The organism is Acetobacterium fimetarium (assembly GCF_014284475.1).
In the GTDB taxonomy this organism is placed as follows: domain Bacteria; phylum Bacillota; class Clostridia; order Eubacteriales; family Eubacteriaceae; genus Acetobacterium; species Acetobacterium fimetarium.
On record NZ_WJBC01000005.1, the window covers coordinates 142,177 to 164,903 of the forward strand.

Sequence of the window (22,727 nt, forward strand, 5' to 3'; positions counted from 1 at the left end):
ATGTCTATCAGTAAATTAAAATTCAGGAGGTTATGATGAAAGGTTGGTTATTAAGAAATCCCGGGAAAATGGATAATCCATCGATTGTAAAAATAATGAAAGTAGTGGAGGCAAACAAGATTGATCTCACCGTGGTGGATCCGCTGAAAATACATGTGATCTGCGATCATGATTTTGATGGCAAAATTTATGTCGGCGATGAAGTCATGGATGTTCCAGATTATGTCGTTGCCGCTTTTTTTACAGAAAAAAATTATCATACCGGATCGGTCCTGCGCATGCTGGAATCCGTCGGGGTGCTCTGCATCAACTCATATGATTGTATCAAGAACGTTGACGATAAACTGCTGACCTTTCAGAAAGTGGCGGAGTCCATTGAAGCAGTCAATTTTCCGAAAACACTGTTAGTGACGGACGAAACCAGTGCTGAATTCGTCAGCCGGCAATTCGACTATCCGCTGGTTATGAAGGTCATGCACGGCAGCAAGGGAAAAGGCGTTGTTCTGGTCAATACCGAAAAAGAACTGGATAACCTGATCAGCATGAGCACAGCCAGTGAGATTGGGGATGAAATTATCATTCAGGAATGCATCGCCGCTTCGTCAGGACGGGATTTGAGAGTCGTTTTATGCAACGGCAAGTTTGCCAGTGCGTTTGTCCGTCAAAACGAAAAGAGCTTCCGATCCAATATCGCCAAAGGCGGAAAAATCGTGCCGTACACACCACCGGCATCCGTCATCGAAGCGGCAGAAAAAGTTGCCGCCTGCCTGAAAATCAATATGGGCAGTGTGGATTTCCTGTTTGGTGAAAATGACACCTTCTATTTATGTGAAGCCAATGCCATGCCTGGAATCGCCTTTGATCTCCAGGACATGTTTAAAGATTTAATCCAGCAGGTCGCAAGCAGACCGGAACCACTCTGGAAGAAACGCTTGCGAGAAGGAGGCCAAACATGTTAGGCTGGTTTTTAGTCAATCAGGGAACGCTCGATGAACCCTCGATTCAGACCATTATTGGGCTGATCGAAAAGATGAATTTGAACATCCGGACGGTGGAAGTGAGTGAAGTGCAGGTGTTGTGCGAACCGGGTGGCAGCCGGAAGTGCTTTATCGGAAGCGAAGCAGTGGAAGTACCGGATTTTGCCTTATGCGCTTTTTTCGGTGGCAACAATTATCACAGCAAAGCCGTTGTAAAAATGCTGGAGTCTTTAAATGTGCTTTGTGTCAACAGCTCTGAAAGTCTGAACAATACCGCGGACAAACTGCTGACCTTCCAGAAACTGGCGGCAGCATCGAAAACAGTCAAGTTTCCCAAGACGGTTTTGATGAACCCCAAAACAAAAGCGTCATTTATTGCCGCTGAAATCGGCATTCCCTGTGTTGTCAAAGTCATGCATGGCAGCAAAGGCAAAGGGGTGGTACTGATCAAATCGGAAAAAGAACTGGAGAATATTCTGGATCTTTATGCGGCGATGAATTTTGATGACCATATTCTGATTCAGGAATGCATCACTGCTTCAAAAGACCGGGATATGCGAATCATGCTCAGCGGCGGAAAATTCGCAACCGCCTACATCAGAGACAACGGCGATCATTTCAAATCAAATCTTTCCCAGGGCGGCGATCTGCAGTTCATTACACCGCCGGATCAGGTCGTTGAAATTGCCGAAAAAGCGGCGGAAGTGCTGGATATTTATTTCGGCAGTATCGATTTTCTCTTTGGCGAAAATGACACCTATTTCATCTGTGAAGCCAATTCGATGACCGGGCTGACTTATTCTTCCGGCGCAGCAACGGATCAGAAAAGCAATCCGTTACTGATCACCCTGAAGAGTATTATGGAAGAAGCCGCGCGGCGGAAATTAAATCGATAGAGATTAAGACGGTGAAAACATTCCCTGCCTGTTAATTAAAGAGCGGGGGGTGTTTTTTAGTGGCGATAAAAAGCGTGGCGGCAGTCGTTTGAGGACAGTAGCTGGAAAGATTTAATTTCAGTGATGTTTAAATTGTTTGCGCTTTTTGTTTGTTTGGGTTATCATATTGGCTAACGCAGAAAAAAGAAATAAGGTGGGAGTGATCATCGTGGGAGAAAAATGGTTTAAAAAGTTGTTGCGTGGACGGATGCTGGTGGCAGTGCTGATCGTGTTGCAGCTTGGCGTGTTCATTTATCTGGTTGCCAATGGCAGTCAGCAGTCATTGTTCATCAGCTGGACCTTGACCGTAATCAGCTTTCTGGTGGCACTGCATATTGTAACCCAAAAAAATAAAGGGGCCTATAAACTGACCTGGGTATTTTTGATTCTGCTGGTGCCGGTTTTCGGCGGCTTATTTTATCTGCTCTTTAAATTCCAGACTTCCAGTAAAAAATTCCACCGCGAGCTGGAGAAAGTTGAACGAGGGAGCAAGCCCAGTTTTTTACTGCCAGGGAACCGATTCAATGAAGCCTGCAAAGAAACGCCGAGCCATATTCCCCAGATCCGCTATCTCCAGAAGTTTGCCGGATTCCCCGTTTATCGTCATACAAGAACAAAATACCTGACTCCGGGTGAGGAAAAATTCAGTGCCCTGCTGGCAGAACTGGAAAAAGCAGAACGGTATATTTTTCTCGAATATTTCATTATCCATGATGGGATCATGTGGGGCAGCGTCCTTGAAATCCTGAAGGAAAAAGTGAAACAGGGAGTGGACGTCAGGCTGATTTATGATGATATGGGATGCCTGTTTCTGTTGCCGAAGGATTACCCCAAACAATTAAAAAAATGGGGCATCAAGTGCGCCGTATTCAATCCGTTTCGACCGGTTTTATCGGCGATCCAGAATAATCGTGATCACCGGAAAATAGCCGTCATCGACGGCAAGGTCGCATTTACGGGTGGGATCAACCTCGCGGATGAGTATATCAATGCGATTGAAAAGTATGGCCACTGGAAAGACGCTTCGATCATGATTGAAGGCGAGGCAGCCTGGAGCTTCACCGTGATGTTTCTGCAAATGTGGTCGATCTGCAAAAATATCAACGAGAATTATCACCATTATTATCCCTGGAAATATGAACGCTGCGAAATAGAAAATGACGGGTTGGTGCAGCCTTATGCGGATAGTCCGATGGATCATGAGAATGTCGGAGAACATGTTTATCTGCAGATGATCAATAACGCCAAGGATTATGTCTATATCAACACGCCCTATCTGATCATCGATGACAGCATGGTATCCGCCTTGACACTGGCAGCCAAAAGCGGCGTGGATGTCCGGATTGTCACCCCCCATCGATGGGATAAACGAATTGTTCATTTCACCACCCGTTCCTATTACCGGGAACTGATTTCAGCCGGTATCAAAATATATGAATATACCGAGGGATTTATGCATTCAAAAACATTTGTTTCCGATGACAGCACCGCCACGGTCGGAACCACGAATCTGGATTTCAGAAGCCTGTACCTGCATTTCGAATGCGGGGTTTGGCTATACGACAGCACCGCCGTGATGGAAGTGAAAAATGATTTTCTGAAAACGCTGGAAATTTCGCAAAAAATCAGAAAGCAGGACTGCAAGGACAACGTCATCTCGAACTTCCTGCAGGACTTTCTCCGGTTGTTTGCGCCGCTGATGTGATTTAAAGAAAGACCGCTGCATGACGTTACAGCTCCGGCTTGTAGCCTATCGTGATGAATAATTGCCTTTTGAATAGAAATGGTGATTGCACAGAACAAAATTGTTGCTAATCAGAACAAAATATTATTGACAAAAGTGATTTTGTTCTGTAGAATTAATAAAATATGAGGGAGTAATTTGCGCAATTTGCGTGATAAGTCAACATGCATGGTATAGTTTCTATATCTGGCTTATCTTAATGAGTGAGACTCATGTACAGTGTTCGGTCTGTACTTGAGTTATTTTTTTGACCAGGTGCAGACGCACCTGGTTATTTTTATTTGAGGAGGAATTAAATGAAACAGTATCTACAGACTTCTGAAGAAGTGCTGCAGGCGTTAAAGTCCCGGAAAGACGGTCTTTCTGATGCCGAGGCCAGCAAACGACAAGAAGAAAATGGCAAGAATAAGCTCAGGGAAGAAAAAAAGGATTCCGTGGCGGTTCGGTTCATCAATCAGCTGAAAGACCCGATGATCATCATCCTGATGATCGCGGCCGTTATTTCCGGGATTACCGCCGCCTACTCCGGCGAATCGTTTGCCGATGTGATCATCATCATGGCCGTTGTTGTTATCAACTCCGTGCTGGGGGTGTATCAGGAGAGCAAGGCAGAAAAAGCCATTGAAGCGCTCCAGGCCATATCCGCCGCCACATCAAAGGTCATGCGGGACGGTAGAATTCAGGTTGTTAAAAGTGAAGACCTGGTCGTCGGCGATGTCATCGTTCTGGAAGCCGGAGATTCAGTGCCGGCTGATGCGCGACTGCTCGACAGCGCCAGCTTAAAGATTGAAGAAGCTGCGCTCACCGGCGAAAGTGTTCCGGTCGACAAGGTGATTGAAGTCCTTTATTTAGGTGACCAGAAGGATATTTCTCTTGGCGACCGCAAGAATATGGTTTACATGGGCAGTGCCGTTGTCTATGGTCGCGGAACCGCAATGGTGACAGCGATCGGAATGGATACGGAAATGGGCAAGATTGCTGATGCGATCACCCAGGCCAAAGACAATCAGACGCCGCTTCAGATCAAACTCAATCAGTTAAGCAAAGTGCTCAGCTGGCTGGTTCTCGGCATCTGCGTGTTCATCTTCGGAATCAGCCTGATTCGCCTCAACATGGATGGCGGCATTACCGGAACCGGTGTCCTGAATACCTTCATGGTAGCGGTATCGCTGGCAGTGGCAGCAATTCCGGAAGGTCTGGCGGCCGTTGTGACCATCGTATTATCGATTGGTGTAACCAAAATGTCGAAGCAGAATGCCATCATTCGTAAATTGACAGCCGTCGAAACCCTGGGCTGCACGCAGGTGATCTGTTCCGACAAGACCGGTACGTTAACGCAGAATAAAATGACCGTTGTGGATCAATTCGGCTTGGATGAACCGCTGCTTGGCCGGGCGATGACCCTCTGCAACGATGCCTATTTAAATGAGGACAATAAAGCCGAGGGTGAGCCGACCGAGGCGGCACTGGTTAATTACGGATTTTCACTCGGTCTGGCCAAAGACGAGATGGAAAAAAAGACGCCACGGGTTGGCGAGGCGCCGTTTGACTCCGGCCGAAAGCTGATGAGTACGATCCACCAAATGGCGGACGGTTCCTTTGAACAGTATACCAAGGGCGCACCCGATGTGCTGGTGGCGCATTGCACCACCTACTGGGATGGCAGCAGCCAAAAGCCGATGACCGATGAAATGAAAAAGAAAATCGGATCTGCCAACAAGTCGCTGGCAGATCAGGCGCTTCGTGTGCTTTCGGCCGCATTCCGCGCTTGGGATACCATGCCGCAGGAGCAGACCCCGGGCTATCTGGAGCAGGAGCTCTGCTTTATCGGGCTGACCGGAATGATCGATCCGATCCGACCAGAAGTCAAGCCGGCAATTGAAGAATGCAAAGCGGCCGGAATCCGCACCGTGATGATTACCGGCGACCATCGGGATACCGCGGTTGCCATTGCCAAACAGCTTGGCATCATTATCGATGATTCAGAAGCGATTACCGGAGCGCAACTGAATGATATCAGCGACGAACAATTATCGGAAGACATTGTGAAATATTCGGTCTATGCCCGGGTACAGCCGGAACATAAGGTTCGCATCGTCAAAGCATGGCAGAACAAAGATATGATCGTTGCCATGACCGGCGACGGTGTCAATGATGCACCATCCATCAAGACGGCAGATATCGGTGTCGGGATGGGGATCACCGGAACCGATGTGACCAAAAACGTGGCCGATATGGTTCTGGCCGACGACAACTTTGCAACCATCGTCCATGCGGTAAGAGAAGGACGCCGAATTTATGATAATATCCGAAAGGCCATTCAGTTTCTGATCTCGTCGAATCTCTCGGAGGTACTGTCAATCTTTGTCGCAACCTTGCTGGGGTTTGTGATTCTGAAACCGGTGCATTTGTTGTGGATTAACCTGATTACTGACTCCTTCCCGGCGATTGCCCTGGGGATGGAAGCTGAAGAGGCGGATACCATGAATAACCCACCGCGTAAATCCAATGAGGGCATTTTTGCCGGCGGTCTTGGTTTTGACGTGATCTGGCAGGGAACAATGGTTACAGCTGTTACCCTTGCCGCCTATTTTATTGGACATTTTATGGAAGCGGGTGTCTGGGAAATCACCAACAGTCCCGATGGGATGACAATGGCATTCTTAACGTTGTCGATGGCAGAGATGTTCCATTCTTTAAACATGAGAAGCAGAAGACAATCGATCTTCCTGATGAAGAAGCGCAACAAATTTCTGTTTATGGCCATGGCCGCATCCCTGTTGCTGACGACGATGGTTATTGCGGTACCGCCACTGGCTGCCGCATTCCAGTTTGAACCAATTTCTTTCAAGGAGTATTTTGTCGCCATGGGCCTGGCGTTCATGGTGATTCCGATTGTCGAAGTCGTCAAATTTTTTCAGCGAAAATATGAACCAAAACAAGCTGCATAATTAACAAAAATGGCGCATCACTTTTAATTGAGTGATGCGCTTTTTGGTTGAAGGAACTTAATACTTTTTTAAAACGGTCGATAAGTAGTAATGTAAGAGGAGAGATGCTCAAAGCAACAGGTAAAATAATAAGTATTTAAAAAGCGGACGTTCTCTGATAAAATAATGAATTAGAAAGCAAAAGGAGCGTAAACGTTTGTGAACAATGAATTAGTCAATATTTTACAAATTGCATTAAATGAATATGTTGTAAAAACGTTATCCGGAGGCATCGCAAGCGTTTTGGGTTCGGGTTATTGGGATATCTGCAATGATTTGCTGAATGATCCAAGCACACGGGCAGAGTGCAAAGTTACCGTCAACGATGATATTCATCATCTGGATTTGTTCCGGTTGTTTTATCTGCTGATACCACCAGAAGGGACGCGTAACATCTGGAGTCAGATGGCCGGCGCCTATCCGGAATTGAATCATAACCAGATAACGGCGATCAGAAACCTGAAAGGGGAACTGGAAAATTCAGATCAAAAAACAGCAGCATCATTTACCTATGCCCGGGTCAAAAGAGAACTGAACAATATCGGCAGCGCGCTGGCACCCATCGACAATCTGATTTTTCAGAAGATGTCGCCGCTGTTTAACACGCTCGAAAAAACATCGCCCATCGACGGCGATTCAAAAGCGCTTGTCGACTTGTCGGAAGACCGGCCGTATTATTGTGAGCAGATTAAAAGAGAAGTGGGAAAAATCGTTCTGGATGATCAGGGCGAACCGATTGTGGAAACAGTTGAAGTTAACCGTCAGGAATTGAAGCGATTTTTTGAAATATTTCAGTATGAAACCGTCGAAAATGATGTTTATGTCATCGATCAGGAAGAACTGGACAACATCTATCGGTATTCGCAATATTATACTCCGATACTTGATCAGATTAACGATTTGGCAACGGCGGAAATTTCAGAAATCCCGCTCTTGGCGGAAAGAATTCGATCAATGGTCTTGGCCAGTGATTTTTCTTACTGTGTGCTTGAACACTGTGAAAAGATCTTGCGTGACGTTTATCTAAAAGGGGCACAGGGGGAAGATCTTTACTGCATTTGCCAGATTGCGCATGATTATTACATGGGAAGAACAATCAATGGAAAACCCGATTATGAAAAAGCGGCACTCTGGGCGCAGGAAGCTTTAAAAATAGAACCCGAGTTTAGTGCTTATCTCAGTGAAATATTCTATTATAATACCGTGACGCTTTTAGGCCTTATGTATGCCAGAGGCGATGGCGGCATCGTGCAAAATGATGTCAATGCAAAAGAATGCTTCAAGCTGGCCGCCGATCATGGCGATTTGCAGGGAATTGCGGATTATTTTATTATGTGCTGCGAGGAAATAAACCGAAGTACCAATACAGAAATGTTGAATGAGCTGGAACAAGAGGTAAGTGAGAGTTTTGGCAATGTGATTAGCGTCCTGGAATCCTATCCCGATGAATTTTATACGCCAAATGCGTATGATTTTTATAATCCGTACCATGTTTGCGTGAAGACTTTATTATCTGAAGTGTATTTTGTCTATGGCCGAATGCTTGTCAGATCAAAAAAGTCAGCAAAGAAAGATGTGTTGTTGGGGATTGAGAATTTAAAAAAAGCAGCAGTTTTAAATAATTCCAAAAGCATGAATCTGCTAGGCGAACTCTATGCCTATTATCTGCCGAAAAAGAATCAGAAAGAAGCCTTTCATTGGTTTGATCTGGGCTATCAAGAGGATCCGGATTATGAAGATAACACCATTCTGCTGGCATTATGCTACAACGAAGGCAGAGGCGTGATCCGAAATATTGATCAGGCAAATTCGCTATTGAAACCACTGATTGCGCGAGAGAATCAGGATGCAATCATGATTTCTGAAAACGGGTTTAAAAAATTTGATGAGATGAAGAATGAGAAAATAAAAAGCGCTGTAAAAAGTTTGAAAAAATCGATGAAGAGGGGAGATGACACGGATTGCATGTTTTTCATGTGTCTCTTGCCGCCGATAGGTATTTACAAAATGTGGAAATATGAATTGTTTGATTATGAAATGCGTAAAGGTTACATGGCAATCGGTGTGGTTTACTCTTTAGTGTTATCGATTCTGTTTATCATTGGAATGATTCTGCTGGGATCATTATTCCTGAAAATAGTTTTTGTTGGGGCAATATTCAGTGTGCCGGTCTATTATTTTCTCAATGAAGTGGGTCAGCTGGAAGAAGAACAAATTGAATAATCAATGATGCTTAAGTAACGAAACATAGCGCTGTTAATGCGCCGGATCAGCAGGGCTCATGTTTAATGAGGATCATCAATAGAACAATCAATTAAAATAGCATAAGCGTGCCAAAGTGGTTAGCTTATGCTATTTTTCATCATTATAATAAACGCGGTTGCCGGCAATCAGTCAGACTCGCCGTAATACATCTGATATAGTTTAATAAAAATCTTATCAAGCATAGCAGTTGGTATCAGCAGAAGCAGTTTTGAACCCAGGCGGCTTTTGGCAATGATATATCTCGGCTTCGGTTTTTTTTTCGCTAATATTTCAATAATTCTCTGTGCTGCAAGTTCGACATTCAGTCCCTGATTTCCGCCCGCTATGAATTTATCACGAAAACAATAAAGGCTGTTTAAATATTTTGGGTCCACAAATGAGATGTCCTGTTCTTTGGCCTTGTTCCAGATTGGCGTTGCGACAGCTGCCGGTTCTAGCAGGATCGTTTTGACGCCAAACGGATTCATTTCCCGTCGCAGTGAATCGGAAAATCCTTCAATTGCGAATTTTGTCGAAGCGTAGGGGGACATAAATGGGGGAGCAATTCTGCCGGCCATTGAACCGTTCAAAATAATTTTTCCTTTGCTTTGAACCAGTTCTGGGATCAGCGCCTGGATTAATTCGACCGTTCCGAAGTAATTGATTTCAAAACTGTCCCGGTAAATATGCATTGGAAGGTTTTCAATGGGCCCACCCAAAGCGACCCCGGCATTGGCGATGACGGCTGCCAGTTTTTGTCCGCTGCTGCATAATGCTTTAATATCCCTGCAGAAGGACGCGAGTTCGGCTGGCTTCCGGATATCCATTTTTTTCGAAAAAACATGAATCTGATCCTCAAAGGGATTTTGATCCAGATACGACAGAAAAACCGCATATCCCTCGGCAATTAAAAAGGGCACGAGGCTTTTACCGATTCCGGTGTCGCAGCCGGTTATAACGACCAGGCCTTTGGAATAGTCATTTCGGGTTTCTTTAATAGGATTCATTGTAAACACCTGGTATTGCAGCGCGTATCCTGAATACCATCCTTCTGATTTGATGGGGGCATAATTTTTATACCCCAAAAGGAGAAAACATAACCTTGATGCAATAAAAAAGAGAACCTCAACGGCTCTCTTGCGCAATTCTTATTGGTGGAGATTCTTGCAATGTACAGTTACCCCGAAGTCAAAGACTCCCTATTGGCATAAATTGTTTTCTGACTCCTGTTATATATGCTGTAAATGTTGTAAATAGAATCTAAACGCATGGAATAAATGGAAATAATGGAATTAATTCACATACCCGTGATGTTATGCGGTTCTCAGATCCGCTTCTGTTTTGTGGGAAAATAGAATTAATGGAAAAAATTAAGCCCTACCTAGTTGATATCATTGACAAGTGTGTATGCAGTGTGTATAATATAGGCGTCAGGAGGATACTATGAAACGTAGAGACTTGATAAAAAAGCTGGAAAAAATTGGTTTTGAATTTGATAGTCATGGAGGAAAGCATGATGTTTACCGGAAAGGTAAAGATTTAGAGGAAATTCCACGTCACAATGAAATCAATGAACGTCTGGCAAAAGCAATCTTGAGGAAATGGGGCTTGTAAAAGCCCTGCTTCCACTTGTAAAATAAAGAACCAGGAGGATAAACAAATGAAAGCCATCTATCCCGTGATTTTCACACAAACAGATGATATTGTTCTGGTAGAGGTGCCAGATTTGGGAATTCTGACAGAGGGAGCCGATATGGCCGATGCCATTGATATGGCTCGTGATGCCATCGGATTAAAAGCGATCACGATTCAAGACGATGGCGAAGAGGTTCCAGCACCTTCAAAATTCAATGAAATTGATCCTTTAAAAGGCACTTTTGCCACTGATGGAAGTGGCATTGTGTCATTGGTTGATGTGGACTTTACAGAGTACCGCCGCCGACTTGATAATAAAACAGTCAGACGTAATGTAACCTTGCCCAATTGGTTGAATCTTGAAGCGGATAAAGCAAACGTCAATGTTTCCAGAGTATTACAGGATGCCCTTATGGAAAAGCTGCACGTTTCCAATAGAATGTAAGAGTTCTTCCTTTGCATTTTTCATCCACTTCGTCGTAAGGTGTGACAAATGCTGCGATGCTAAGTTCTATTTTAGACGCTTCTATAATCTGTTCTCTGGTAAAAATCCCATACTCTACTAGTGCTTTTTTCTGCACTTCCAATTTATGGAATAATGGAAAAAATTAAAACTGATTGCCGCATTATAACAAATATGTTATATTTTTTTTATGAAGAGGTACTTATAAATTTAAAACAATTTTTGACCTCGGACCACTTATTAAAGACTAATTATTTTAATTAATACAAAGGAAATCCAATGGAAAATCTTGATAAATTAATTTATGAATTAATTAAACTTGAAAATGAAACACCCTGGCTTGAATTAAAACATAATAATTATACTCCAAATATGATTGGAGAAGATATTAGTGCGCTGGCAAACAGTGCTGCTTTATATGAAAAATCATATGCATACATGATTTGGGGAATCCACGATAAAACTCATGAGATTATTGGTACTAACGATAATCTTCAATCTATAAAAAAGGGCGATCAAGAATTAGAAAATTGGCTTCGCTCTCTCCTGTCAAAAAATGCTGATTTTGAATTTCACACTACTACTATAGAAAATAAAAAAGTTGGAATTCTCATAATTGGACGTGCAACCAACCATACAGTTTCATTCCAAAAAACTGATTATATAAGAATCGGCAGTTACACAAAAAAACTGCAAGAGTTTCCTTCTTTACAATCACAACTATGGGATCGGATCAGAAATTCAAAATTTGAAGAAAGATTTGCTAAGCAAGATTTAGATTTCTCTGAAGCTCTTAATTATTTAGATTACTCTGCGTATTTTGACATTATCGGTTTGCCGATACCCACTGACATTAATAGTGTATTACATTACATGATGGAAGAAGGTATAATTTGCAAACAAGATAATGGGTTGTTTTCTATCACAAATATGGGTGCACTTCTTTTGTCAAAACGTTTGAGTGAATTTCCGAAATTATCACGAAAAGCAGTACGGGTTGTGCAATATCAAGATAATAGTCGATTGAATATGCTGAAAGAAGACACTGGATCAAAAGGATATATTGTCGGTTTCGAAGGCTTAATCCATTTTATTAAAGCTTTAGTACCAACTCAAGAATTAATAAAGGAATCTCTACGTGAAGAAATTGCTGCGTATCCTATTCTTGCTATCAGAGAGGCTGTAGCTAATGCCTTAATTCACCAGGATTTTTCTGTTTCAGGAACGGGGCCAACAATCGAAATATTCAGTAACCGTATAGAAATAACAAATTCAGGAACACCACTTATTGATATAAAAAGAATTATAGATAATCCTCCAAAATCACGAAATGAAAAATTAGCTGCTCTTATGAGGCGTTTGAAGATTTGTGAAGAACTTGGAACAGGCTGGGACAAAATTGTTTTAACATGCGAAATGCAACAATTACCAGCTCCTAAAATTGATCTATATGAAAACAGTACAAAAGTAACCTTGTATACAGAAATACCTTTTTCACAGATATCTAGCGAAGATAAAGTTTGGGCTTGCTATTTGCATGCATGTATAAAATTTGTTCAAGGCGAACAAATCACAAACAGTTCATTGCGAAATCGGTTTGGATTAAAACCATCTTCATCTGGTAGTATTTCACGATTGATAAAAGAAACTATAGAACAAAAATTAATAAAACCACTAGATCCTGATACAGCTCCTAAGCATATGAAATATATCCCATTTTGGGCATAATCTAACTTGCTGGTAACTTGCCAAATATGGCAATCAAAAACTAAGAGCACCCATTTAGAACCGATTTAAAGCCCAAATCTAACTTGCTGGTAACTTGCTGGTAATATATACCTCTATATTGATGATTCACACAAACAAAGAACGGGAGAATCACAAAAAAATGAAAAAACCAATCAATAACATGAAAGATTTTAAAGAAAGGACGTGCAAAAATGAGTATTAAAATCGGCAACGAAGAGTTCACAGAGTTCAATGACCTTTATAATGATCCTGGTTTCATGAGCGACTCAGAAAGGGCAGAAGTAGAATTTGAGGTGGCCCTTATTGGCAAACTGATTGAAGCCCGTGAAAAAAGTGGCTTGTCTCAAAAGAAGCTTGCAGAGCTGACCGGGTTAAAACAGCCGGCCATTGCACGCCTGGAGAATCTCAAGTCCATCCCGAAGATTGACACCCTGTTTAAACTGCTTGATCCATTGGGATATACACTGGCCATCGTTCCAAAAGAAAAGAGACCAGCAAACCAATGAGCCGATACATAGAAATAAACGGCGTTGTTGAACTGCCTGACAATGTGGATCATGACCAGTTTTGGAATGGCTTTAAAATAAAATCCCGTAAAGCTCAGTAACTTTTGTTATTGGGCTTTAATTTTTCTTAAAATAAACACCAAATAAACACCAGGGTAGGGGTTTGTTGACCGCTTCCAACCCTGTGGCATAAAAAAAAGAGAACCTCAACGGCTCTCTTGTGCAATTCTTATTGGTGGAGATGAGGGGACTCGAACCCCTGGCCTTCTGACTGCCAGTCAGACGCGATCCCAACTTCGCCACACCCCCGAAAATTGTTATCTTTAGGACACTTGTATAGTATAATTGAGGTTTCTTTCTTTTGCAAGTGTTTTTTTTGATAAGATAATCTTTTGTTGGTCAATGGAAGAGAAAAATTTTTAACCCGATAAAATTAGGTAGTCAATATAATACCTGTTTTGAATCAAATGTGGTTGAACTCTTAAAAGATTAACAATATAATACTGATTGGCAGCAAAATATTCTAAAATTCCAAAAAAAATGCCAAAATATTCCTGTATGTGTTATAATATTATACATCAGAAATCGTTTTACAGTTAATGTTGGGATTATTGTCTTAAAGGGGTTGTTTTATGAGAGTCTTATTAAAGATTAATGACGTTATTGACGTTGAAGTCTTGCAAAAAATTCAGGATTCATTTTCCGATGCTACTGGGCTTGCCGCAGTCACGGTTGACTACAAAGGCAATCCGGTTACAAAATACAGTAATTTTTCGGAATTCTGTAATTGTGTTAGAAAAGATAGCAATAATCGGGATTTGTGCTATCAGTCGGATGCGCATGGCGGGATTGAATCGGCGCGATCAGGAAAACCAGCGATTTATATTTGTCATGGCGGCCTGGTTGATGTTGCCGTGCCCATTATGGTTAAAGGAAACTACCTCGGCGCCATTATGGCAGGTCAGGTGAAAATTCCGGAAGATGAAATGAAAAAGCTGCCCTATGGAACGAGTCATGAATTAACTGATTTTACCAAACATCCTGAGGTTCTGGAGAGTTATGATAAAGCCTGGAAGACAACTTTGACGCAGGTAAAGTCGGCAGCGGATCTCCTTTATACCATTGCAAACTATCTCGTGGAAAAACAGATGATTCATATTATGCAGGAAGAATTGCATAATAAAAACATTGAATTGATGGAAGAAGTTAAACTACGCAGCGAAGTTGAGGCATCGCTGAAAGAAGCGGATCTAAAAGCCCTGCAGGCACAGATAAATCCCCATTTTCTTTTCAATGTCCTGAACACGATTGGACGTTTAGCACTGCTCGAGGGTGCTGATAAAACCCAGGAAATGATTTACGCTTTTTCAGATATGATGCGGTATACCCTGAAAAAAGAAAAGAATAATGTTGTAACACTCAAGGAAGAAATGGAACATGTTCAGAATTATCTTTCCATTCAAAAAATGCGTTTGGGAAACCGCCTGAATTACTCGGTCCAGATCGATGAGATGGCGGAAGATATCCTGTGTCCGTTTATGACGGTTCAGCCTTTTGTTGAAAATGCCATTATCCACGCCGTTGAGCCGAATGCTAAAGGCGGGCGAGTGGAGATCACTGCAGATATTCAAAAAGATGGTGCTTTATTGAAAATCATCGATGATGGCAAGGGCATTTCCCGCGATCGAATACATAAAATATTGGATGGAACCTATGAAGCAGATGGCCGGGAGAAAAACACCGGCATCGGAATTAACAATGCAAATAAACGACTCATGTATTACTATGGTGTGGATTATGGGGTTGAAATACAAAGTGAAATGGAGCAAGGCACTGAAATTACCATTAGGATACCCCGTAAATCTCTAGTAGGGAGGGGATTGTAGAAATGTATAAACTATTTATTGTTGAAGACGAACATTTAGAAATTGAAGCGATTAAACTAATTATTGATCAATACAGTGATAATATTGAAGTTGTTGGCGAAGCATCCTCAGGGTTGGTAGCTATCGAAGAAATTCGTCGTTTGAATCCAGATATTGTTCTTTTGGACATTAATATTCCCGAAATTAATGGTATTGACGTTCTGAAGATGGTTAAAAAAGAAGACCACGAAAAGAAAGTGATACTCATTACCGCTTTCAATGAATTTGATTTTGCGCACCAGGCCATCAAAGCACGGGTTGATGATTTCCTGCTAAAACCCATTCGTCCCCAGCAACTGATGGATTCAATCAATCAGTGCATCGCTTCATTAAAGAACAATGCCAAAGAACGATTTGATGAAAAAATGAATGAGGTAATCTTTGCAGTCATTCAGAAGAAATACAGTGATGCAAGAAATGCGCTGATTAACTACCTGGACATGATTTACGATTATTATACGTTTGATATTATGTCAATTCAATCCGAAATCCGGCATTTTATGGAAGAACTGAATATTGTGACGAAAGACATGTGTGGTTATGAACTGACCAGTCCGCTGTTCTCCAGCAATAATATGCAGGTTGTAAACGGATTTAAAAATCGTTATGATTTAAAAGTTGAAATTATGAAGACAATCGATAAAGTGTTCGATAAGATGTTGGATAATAAAGAAACGAGAAAAAACAATATCGAAGATATTTTGAATTATATCGATCGCAACTGTTATAAAGATATTTCTCTGGATCAAGTCGGGGAATATGCCAATATGAGTTCCTACTACTTAAGTAAAATATTCAAGAAAGAAACAGGCGTTAACTTTGTAACTTATCTGACGGAACGAAAAATTGAAATTGCCAAGGATATGCTGGCCAATACCGATGTGCCGATCATCAATATTGCGCTGGATCTTTCGTATCACGAACCCAACTATTTCAGCAAGGTATTTAAAAAGAGTACCGGTATGACTCCGACGGAGTATCGCAAGGAAAAAAGAGGCGAAGTTCCTGAGGACGAAGACAGTTCCGGGAAACAGCGGGAAGTTTCCTGAAACAATTAAATAACGATAAAAATCAAGGAACAGGAAAACCTGGCAGGTTACCTGTTCTTTTTGTTTTGCAGAGAAAAAATGAATGCAATAAAGTGTAAGTCTTAGACAAAATATTCCACCCGAATTTTACGGCGGATAATAAAAAAGAGCGATAATTCAAGGCTTTCAAGGCTTTCATGGCAAAGGGTAAATAATTTTATAAGAATAGCGCAAGTAATTACCATAGGCTTTGCATTAAAATATAGTTAGTTTCAGAAACAAAATCTTGAAATTAAGGAGGATGGAGCTTATGACAAACGAAGCTTTAGGGATGATTGAAACTAAGGGTCTTGTTGCAGCAATTGAAGCAGCAGATGCGATGGTTAAATCAGCCAATGTATCATTAATGGGCTACGAAAAAATCGGTTCTGGATTAGTAACCGTCATGGTTCGTGGAGATGTTGGAGCTGTAAAAGCAGCTGTTGACGCAGGTGCTGCGGCAGCTGATAAAGTTGGACAAGTTGTTTCAGTACACGTAATCCCAAGACCACACGGTGATGTAGAGAAAATTTTACCACAAGGCCTATAAAAATTTTATAATTACGGAGGTGTAAATTAATGAAAGATGATTTAATGAACAAGTTGATGGAAGAAGTTATGAAAAAGATGGGAGAAGTTGAAGAAACAGGCACAGTTGCAGCGGCTACTGGTGTTTGCGGATTAACTGAATTCATTGGAACAGCAGTTGGAACCACGATCGGTTTTGTAATTGCAAACGTGGACAAAACTTTACACGAAGCGATGAAAATCGATCCTAAATACAGATCTATCGGTATCCTCTCCGCTAGAACTGGTGCTGGCCCTCAGGTTTTTGCAGCTGATGAAGCTGTTAAAGCTACAAACTGCGAAGTTGTATCAGTTGAATTCGCAAGAGATACAGAAGGCGGCGCAGGACACGGTTCTTTAATTATCTTTGGTGCAGAAGATGTATCTGATGCTAAAAGAGCTGTTGAAGTTGCACTTAACGACTTAAACAGAACCTTCGGTGACGTATACGGCAACGCTGCTGGCCACTTGGAATTCCAGTATACAGCAAGAGCAAGCTTTGCTTGTAACTATGTATTCGGTGCTCCGATCGGAAAAGCTTTCGCTATCATCGTTGGTGCTCCAGCCGGTATTGGCGTATTAATGTCTGATGGCGCTTTAAAAGCTGCTAACGTAGATCTTGTTGGATATTCTTCTCCTGATAATGGCGGAACAAAATTCTCAAACGAGTCAATGATCTTCATCACTGGTGATGCTGGTGCTGTTCGTCAAGCTGTTTATGCGGCTAGAGAAATCGGTAAACAAGCTCTGGAAGCTCTTGGCGGACCATGCCCATCAACTACAACTCCTTATATTTAAGTAGCTGTTAGCAAGTTTTCTATAGAAAGAAGGAGGAATGAAGACTATGAAGTCAAAAAGATTTGAAGTTTTAGCAGCTCGTCCAGTTAAAAAGGACGGTTTTGTTAAAGAATGGCCAGAAGTTGGTTTAATCGCAATGAATAACCCTGGAGATCCTACTCCAAGCTTATGCATTGAGAATGGTGTTATCGTAGAAATGGACGGTAAAAAACGAGCAGAATTTGATATGCTTGATACATTTATCGCAAACTACGGTATCCGTACTGAAAAAGCAGCAGAATATATGGCAATGGATTCTTTGAAAATTGCCAATATGCTGGTTGATATAAATGTTCCAAGAGATATTTGTGTAGACATTACGACATCCATTACGCCTGCTAAAATCACAGAAGTACTTGGTCATATGACCGTACTTGAAATGATGATGGCTCAAAGCAAAATGCGAGCTCGTTTAATGCCTTCCAACCAATGTCATGTCACCAACGTAAAAGATAACATGATTCAAATCGCTGCCGATGCGGCTGAAGCTGCTATTCGTGGATTTGATGAAATGGAAACAACCGTCGGTATCGCTCGTTATGCACCATTCAACGCTTTAGCGATCATGGTTGGTGCCAATGTCGGCCGACCAGGTATCCTGACACAATGTGCCGTTGAAGAAGCGACCGAACTTGACTTGGGTATGAGAGGCTACACCGCTTACGCTGAAACGATTTCTGTATATGGTACAGAACCTGTTTTCATGGATGGCGATGATACTCCTTATTCTAAAGCTTTCTTGGCATCAAGCTACGCTTCACGTGGTTTGAAAATGCGTTTTACATCTGGTTCCGGATCAGAAGTACAAATGGGTTATGCTGAAGGCAAATCAATGCTTTATCTGGAAGCAAGATGTTTATATATTACCAAAGGTGCCGGCGTACAAGGAAGCCAGAATGGTTCTGTTTCCTGTATCGGTGTTCCAGCTGGTGTTCCAGGTGGTATCCGTGAAGTATTGGCTGAAAACTTATTGGCAGCATGTCTTGACCTTGAGTGTGCTTCTTCTAATGACCAGACATTTACTCACTCTGATTTACGACGAGTTGCCCGTTCATTAATGCAGATGGTACCAGGAACTGATTATATCTGTTCAGGTTACAGCTCAACGCCAAACTATGATAATATGTTTGCCGGCTCTAACTGGGATGCAGAAGATTATGATGACTGGAATGTAATCCAACGTGACTTAAAAATCGATGCTGGTTTACAACCTGCTGACGAAGATACGGTTGTTGCTGCTCGTGCCAAAGCTGCTCGTGCAATGCAGGTAATCTTCAGAGAATTAGGCTTGACAGAAATCACAGATGCCGAAGTTGAAGCGGCAACCTATGCACATGGTTCACAGGATATGCCGGATCGTGATGTCGTAGCTGACTTGAAATCTGTTGAAGAACTGTTGGGACGTGGCGCTACAGCTGTTGACTTCATTAAAGCACTGGATCGCGGCGGCATGAAAGATGTTGCTGAATCGATCTTTAATATCCAGTTACAGAAAGTTGCCGGTGACTACTTACACACTGCCTCTAAACTAAGCTCTTCATGGGAATGTATTTCTGCAGTTAACTATCCTAATGATTATCATGGAGTTAAAACTGGTTATGTTATCAGTGATGAAAGATGGAAACAAATCCAAGATATTCCATGGGCTGTTGACCCAGCAAGCATTTAAGGAAAGGGGTGTATAGATATGGCTATAAATGAACAAATGTTGAAAAGCATTATCGAAGATGTATTAAAAGAAATGACTGGCGCTGCTCCAGCTGCTGCTCCTTCTCAAGCTGCTGTAGCTGCAGGTTCTGTTAAACTTGCTCCAGTTGGAGATGCCGCACAAGGTACTGCAGCTGATGAAGTTGTTATTGGTTTGGCTCCAGCTTTTGCTGAATCCCAACATGAAACAATCATCGGATTACCACATGATAAAGTTTTAAAAGAAATCATCGCCGGTATTGAAGAAGAAGGTCTTAAAGCTCGCGTCGTTAAAGTTTATAGAAGTTCTGACGTTGCTGTATGTGCCCATACTGCTGCAAAATTAAGCGGATCAGGCATTGGCATTGGCATTCAGTCAAAAGGAACAACTGTAATTCATCAGAAAGATCTCCCTCAGTTAAGTAACTTAGAATTATTTTCTCAGGCTCCATTGATTGATTTGGAAACATTCCGAGCAATTGGGAAAAATGCTGCTAAATATGCAAAAGGCGAAAGCCCAGCACCAGTTCCAGTCAAAAATGACCAAATGGCTCGCCCGGCTTATCAAGCTAAAGCAGCTTTGTTACATATTAAAGAAACAGAACATGTTGTCGAAGGTAAAAAAGCCGTTCAACAACAAGTTTCATTCGTATAAGTGGAGGTGACCAGAATGACACAAGAACAGATGTTAGAACAAATTGTTAAACAAGTTATGAGTTCTATGGGTACCGCTGCAGCTCCCGCTACATGTGCTACCGGAACTGTTTCTAAAGCAGATTACCCAATTGGAGACAAGAGACCAGAATTGATCCATTCTGTAAGTGGTAAAGCTTTAAAAGAACTTACATTGGACAAATTATTATCTGGCGAATTAAAACCGGAAGATTTAAGAATCAGCCCTGAAACACTTGAATTACAGGCTCAGGTTGCTGAATCTGTCAAACGAGGTGCTTTCGCATTGAATTTAAGAAGAGCTGCTGAACTGATTGCTGTTCCAGATGCTCGTCTGTTGGAAATCTACAATGCATTAAGACCTTACAAATCTACAAAAGACGAATTACTTGCAATTGCGGCAGAATTGAAAAATCAATACAATGCTCCAATTTCTGCTTCTTTGGTAGCTGAAGCTGCAGAAGTATATTATGCAAGAAAGCGATCAAAAGAATTCTACTAAAATTAGCCGTTTAGGAAGTGTTTGGAGGACCTAAATATGATTATTGCAGGAATAGATATTGGTAATGCAAGCACTGAAACAGCGCTTGCCCGATATGTCGACGGAAAACCTGCCTTTCTGTCCAGCGGTATCGTTGATACGACTGGCATGAAAGGGACACGTCAAAATATTCATGGAGTTTTCGCCTCTTTAAAACAAGCCCTTGAAAAAGCTGAACTAGCCGTAGAAGATGTTGATTTAATCCGAATCAATGAAGCCGCACCGGTTATTGGCGATGTGGCGATGGAAACAATTACTGAAACAATCATTACGGAATCCACTATGATCGGTCACAATCCCTCTACACCAGGGGGATTGGGGATCGGTGTAGGAGTGACCGTAGATATAAGGGAAGTTAATAATTGTGATAAAGGCGCATCAGTGATCGTCATTATTCCAAGAGAGGTAGATTTTGAAGCTTCCTCCCGTATTATTAACCATGCTGTTAGTAACGGCATATTTGTGAATGGTGCCATTGTCCAGCGTGATGATGGCGTTTTAATTAATAACCGTCTTGACAAAAAAATCCCGATTGTTGATGAAGTTTCCCTCATTGATAAGGTGCCGATAAACATGCGCGCTGCCATTGAAGTAGCTGCGCCGGGTTCGGTAGTTGAACAATTATCCAATCCATACGGCATTGCCACCGTTTTTGATTTAAATTCAGAGGAGACCAAACAGGTTGTCCCTGTTTCACGCGCGCTGATCGGAAACCGTTCAGCCGTTATCATTAAAACTCCGGCCGGGGATGTTAAAGAAAGAAAAATTCCAGCCGGACAAATCATTATTCAGGGAACCAATAAAAAGGCTCAGGTTAATGTGGATGATGGTGCTGAAAAAATCATGGAGGCAATACGTTCCGTAGCTCCCGTAGAAGATATTAAAGGTGAAGCTGGCACAAATGCCGGTGGAATGCTGGAGAAGGTCAGACAGGTTATGTCAAACCTGACCGATCAGCTTCCGAGTGCAATTAAGATTCAGGATTTATTGGCTGTCGATACGTTTGTGCCGCAAACCGTAAAAGGTGGAATGGCCAATGAGTTTTCCATGGAAAATGCAGTAGGAATTGCCGCCATGGTCAAAGCTGATAAATTGCAGATGAGCATGATTGCACACGAATTGGAAGCTGAACTCGGTGTGAAAGTTGAAGTCGGTGGTGTCGAAGCCGATATGGCCATTCGTGGCGCATTGACAACACCAGGCAGCGACAGACCTTTAGCAATTATCGATATGGGTGCCGGATCAACAGATGCAGCAATAATAAATAAGGCGGGCGAAATCAAGTCGATCCATTTAGCAGGTGCCGGCAACATGGTCACACTGCTGATTGCATCCGAGTTGGGATACGAGGATATGGGCCTGGCGGAAGACATAAAAAAATATCCGTTAGCAAAAGTTGAAAGTTTATTCCATATTCGTCATGAAGACGGAACCGTTCAATTTTTTGACAAACCGCTTGATCCCAGAACATTTGCACGTGTCGTTATCTTGACACCAAACGGAATGTTTCCCATTCCAGGCAATGATTCGCTGGAGCGGATTCGGACAGTTCGCAGAGACGCGAAAACAAAAGTGTTTGTTGTCAATGCGATTCGTTCCTTAGAACGGGTTAGTCCTACCGGAAACGTGCGGGATATTGAATTTGTTACACTGGTTGGCGGTTCAGCATTGGACTTTGAAATTCCCCAATTGGTAACAGATACACTATCGAAATACAGCATTGTTGCAGGACGGGCGAATATTAGAGGGGTTGAAGGTCCACGTAACGCAGTCGCCACTGGTTTAGTACTTGCTTACGAAGAAGGTGAATGAGATGCGGATGGATTTTGATGCTCCAAAACCAGAAATAAAAGTATTACACGGAAAAAATATTACTTATCAAAAGGTCGTTGACGAAGTATTACATGGTATTGAGGAAGAAGGGATTCCTTTTTCAGTTGAAGAAATGGGAGAAGCCGATCCTGTGGAGCTTGCCTTCAGAGGGGCCGAGTTATCCCATCTTGGAGTTGGTATCGGTATTACGGAAAAAGAAGTGGTTCTGCATTATATTAAATTAAAAGAGGATCAGCCAATTTTCAGAATACCGTCTTACAGTGATGAAACAACGCTGCGAGCGATTGGAAGCAATGCAGCTCGTCTTGTCAAAAGGATGCCGTTCAAAAATCTTGATAATACTGAACTGTCGTAGG

At 42.1% G+C, this 22,727-nt stretch carries 19 protein-coding genes and 1 tRNA gene; 18 read left to right on the forward strand and 2 right to left on the reverse strand.

All coding sequences use genetic code 11. The features are described 5' to 3' along the window. The first annotated feature begins 32 nt into the window (after positions 1–32). The 5 genes from GH808_RS05405 (at position 33) to GH808_RS15615 (ending at position 8,869) form a co-directional block, all read left to right on the forward strand. Positions 33–959 carry an ATP-grasp domain-containing protein gene (locus tag GH808_RS05405; RefSeq protein WP_186841760.1) on the forward strand — a complete coding sequence of 309 codons (927 nt, stop codon included), beginning with the start codon at positions 33–35 and terminating at the stop codon, positions 957–959. Beyond that, entirely contained in the window at positions 953–1,873 is a 921-nt protein-coding gene (locus GH808_RS05410) for an ATP-grasp domain-containing protein (protein WP_186841761.1), read from the forward strand. Before GH808_RS05405 ends, GH808_RS05410 begins: the two co-directional genes overlap by 7 nt. Before the next feature lie 247 nt (positions 1,874–2,120). Beyond that, positions 2,121–3,617 carry a cardiolipin synthase gene (cls, locus tag GH808_RS05415; protein WP_186841807.1) on the forward strand — a complete coding sequence of 499 codons (1,497 nt, stop codon included), beginning with the start codon at positions 2,121–2,123 and terminating at the stop codon, positions 3,615–3,617. 335 nt (positions 3,618–3,952) lie between these two features. Then, positions 3,953–6,607 carry a cation-translocating P-type ATPase gene (locus GH808_RS05420; RefSeq protein ID WP_186841762.1) on the forward strand — a complete coding sequence of 885 codons (2,655 nt, stop codon included), beginning with the start codon at positions 3,953–3,955 and terminating at the stop codon, positions 6,605–6,607. Between the two features lie 198 nt (positions 6,608–6,805). Beyond that, the gene (locus GH808_RS15615) at positions 6,806–8,869 is read left to right on the forward strand and encodes a tetratricopeptide repeat protein (protein ID WP_186841763.1); all 2,064 of its coding nucleotides are present in this window, start codon (positions 6,806–6,808) and stop codon (positions 8,867–8,869) included. 167 nt (positions 8,870–9,036) lie between these two features. On the opposite strand, the gene GH808_RS05430 is transcribed toward GH808_RS15615, so the two are convergent. Beyond that, positions 9,037–9,897: an SDR family NAD(P)-dependent oxidoreductase gene (locus GH808_RS05430; RefSeq protein ID WP_186841764.1), complete on the reverse strand. Its 861-nt coding sequence runs from the start codon at positions 9,895–9,897 to the stop codon at positions 9,037–9,039. Positions 9,898–10,333: 436 nt separating this feature from the next. Here GH808_RS05430 and GH808_RS05435 point away from each other — a divergent pair, with 436 nt between their 5' ends. From GH808_RS05435 to GH808_RS05450, 4 genes are all read left to right on the forward strand, one after another. After that, positions 10,334–10,504, forward strand: coding sequence for a type II toxin-antitoxin system HicA family toxin (locus GH808_RS05435; RefSeq protein ID WP_186841765.1), 171 nt, complete (start codon positions 10,334–10,336; stop codon positions 10,502–10,504). A 46-nt stretch (positions 10,505–10,550) separates the two neighbouring features. Further along, positions 10,551–10,970 carry a type II toxin-antitoxin system HicB family antitoxin gene (locus GH808_RS05440; protein ID WP_186841766.1) on the forward strand — a complete coding sequence of 140 codons (420 nt, stop codon included), beginning with the start codon at positions 10,551–10,553 and terminating at the stop codon, positions 10,968–10,970. Between the two features lie 297 nt (positions 10,971–11,267). Continuing rightward, positions 11,268–12,716 carry an ATP-binding protein gene (locus GH808_RS05445; protein WP_186841767.1) on the forward strand — a complete coding sequence of 483 codons (1,449 nt, stop codon included), beginning with the start codon at positions 11,268–11,270 and terminating at the stop codon, positions 12,714–12,716. 212 nt (positions 12,717–12,928) lie between these two features. Further along, positions 12,929–13,243, forward strand: a complete 315-nt coding sequence (locus GH808_RS05450) for a helix-turn-helix domain-containing protein (RefSeq protein WP_186841768.1) — start codon at positions 12,929–12,931, stop codon at positions 13,241–13,243. A 233-nt stretch (positions 13,244–13,476) separates the two neighbouring features. On the opposite strand, the gene GH808_RS05455 is transcribed toward GH808_RS05450, so the two are convergent. After that, positions 13,477–13,552, reverse strand: a tRNA-Ala gene (locus GH808_RS05455). 323 nt (positions 13,553–13,875) lie between these two features. On the opposite strand from GH808_RS05455, the gene GH808_RS05460 reads away from it, so the two are divergent. From GH808_RS05460 to GH808_RS05500, 9 genes are all read left to right on the forward strand, one after another. Beyond that, entirely contained in the window at positions 13,876–15,129 is a 1,254-nt protein-coding gene (locus GH808_RS05460) for a sensor histidine kinase (protein WP_186841769.1), read from the forward strand. A gap of 2 nt (positions 15,130–15,131) precedes the next feature. Continuing rightward, positions 15,132–16,217 (forward strand): response regulator transcription factor, encoded by a 1,086-nt coding sequence (locus GH808_RS05465; protein ID WP_186841770.1) that lies wholly within the window; start codon positions 15,132–15,134, stop codon positions 16,215–16,217. Between the two features lie 289 nt (positions 16,218–16,506). Next, the gene (gene eutM, locus GH808_RS05470; RefSeq protein WP_186841771.1) at positions 16,507–16,785 is read left to right on the forward strand and encodes an ethanolamine utilization microcompartment protein EutM; all 279 of its coding nucleotides are present in this window, start codon (positions 16,507–16,509) and stop codon (positions 16,783–16,785) included. Positions 16,786–16,814: 29 nt separating this feature from the next. Further along, the gene (gene pduB, locus GH808_RS05475; protein ID WP_186841772.1) at positions 16,815–17,600 is read left to right on the forward strand and encodes a propanediol utilization microcompartment protein PduB; all 786 of its coding nucleotides are present in this window, start codon (positions 16,815–16,817) and stop codon (positions 17,598–17,600) included. Between the two features lie 46 nt (positions 17,601–17,646). Next, a complete protein-coding gene (locus tag GH808_RS05480) occupies positions 17,647–19,308 on the forward strand; it encodes a propanediol/glycerol family dehydratase large subunit (protein ID WP_186841773.1) in 1,662 nt (553 codons plus the stop codon). An 18-nt stretch (positions 19,309–19,326) separates the two neighbouring features. Then, positions 19,327–19,980, forward strand: coding sequence for a propanediol/glycerol family dehydratase medium subunit (locus GH808_RS05485; RefSeq protein ID WP_186841774.1), 654 nt, complete (start codon positions 19,327–19,329; stop codon positions 19,978–19,980). Between the two features lie 15 nt (positions 19,981–19,995). Continuing rightward, positions 19,996–20,499: a diol dehydratase small subunit gene (locus GH808_RS05490; protein ID WP_186841775.1), complete on the forward strand. Its 504-nt coding sequence runs from the start codon at positions 19,996–19,998 to the stop codon at positions 20,497–20,499. 36 nt (positions 20,500–20,535) lie between these two features. Next, positions 20,536–22,350, forward strand: coding sequence for a diol dehydratase reactivase subunit alpha (locus tag GH808_RS05495; RefSeq protein ID WP_186841776.1), 1,815 nt, complete (start codon positions 20,536–20,538; stop codon positions 22,348–22,350). A 7-nt stretch (positions 22,351–22,357) separates the two neighbouring features. Beyond that, a complete protein-coding gene (locus GH808_RS05500; RefSeq protein ID WP_243166115.1) occupies positions 22,358–22,726 on the forward strand; it encodes a glycerol dehydratase reactivase beta/small subunit family protein in 369 nt (122 codons plus the stop codon). The last annotated feature ends 1 nt before the right edge of the window (position 22,727 follow it).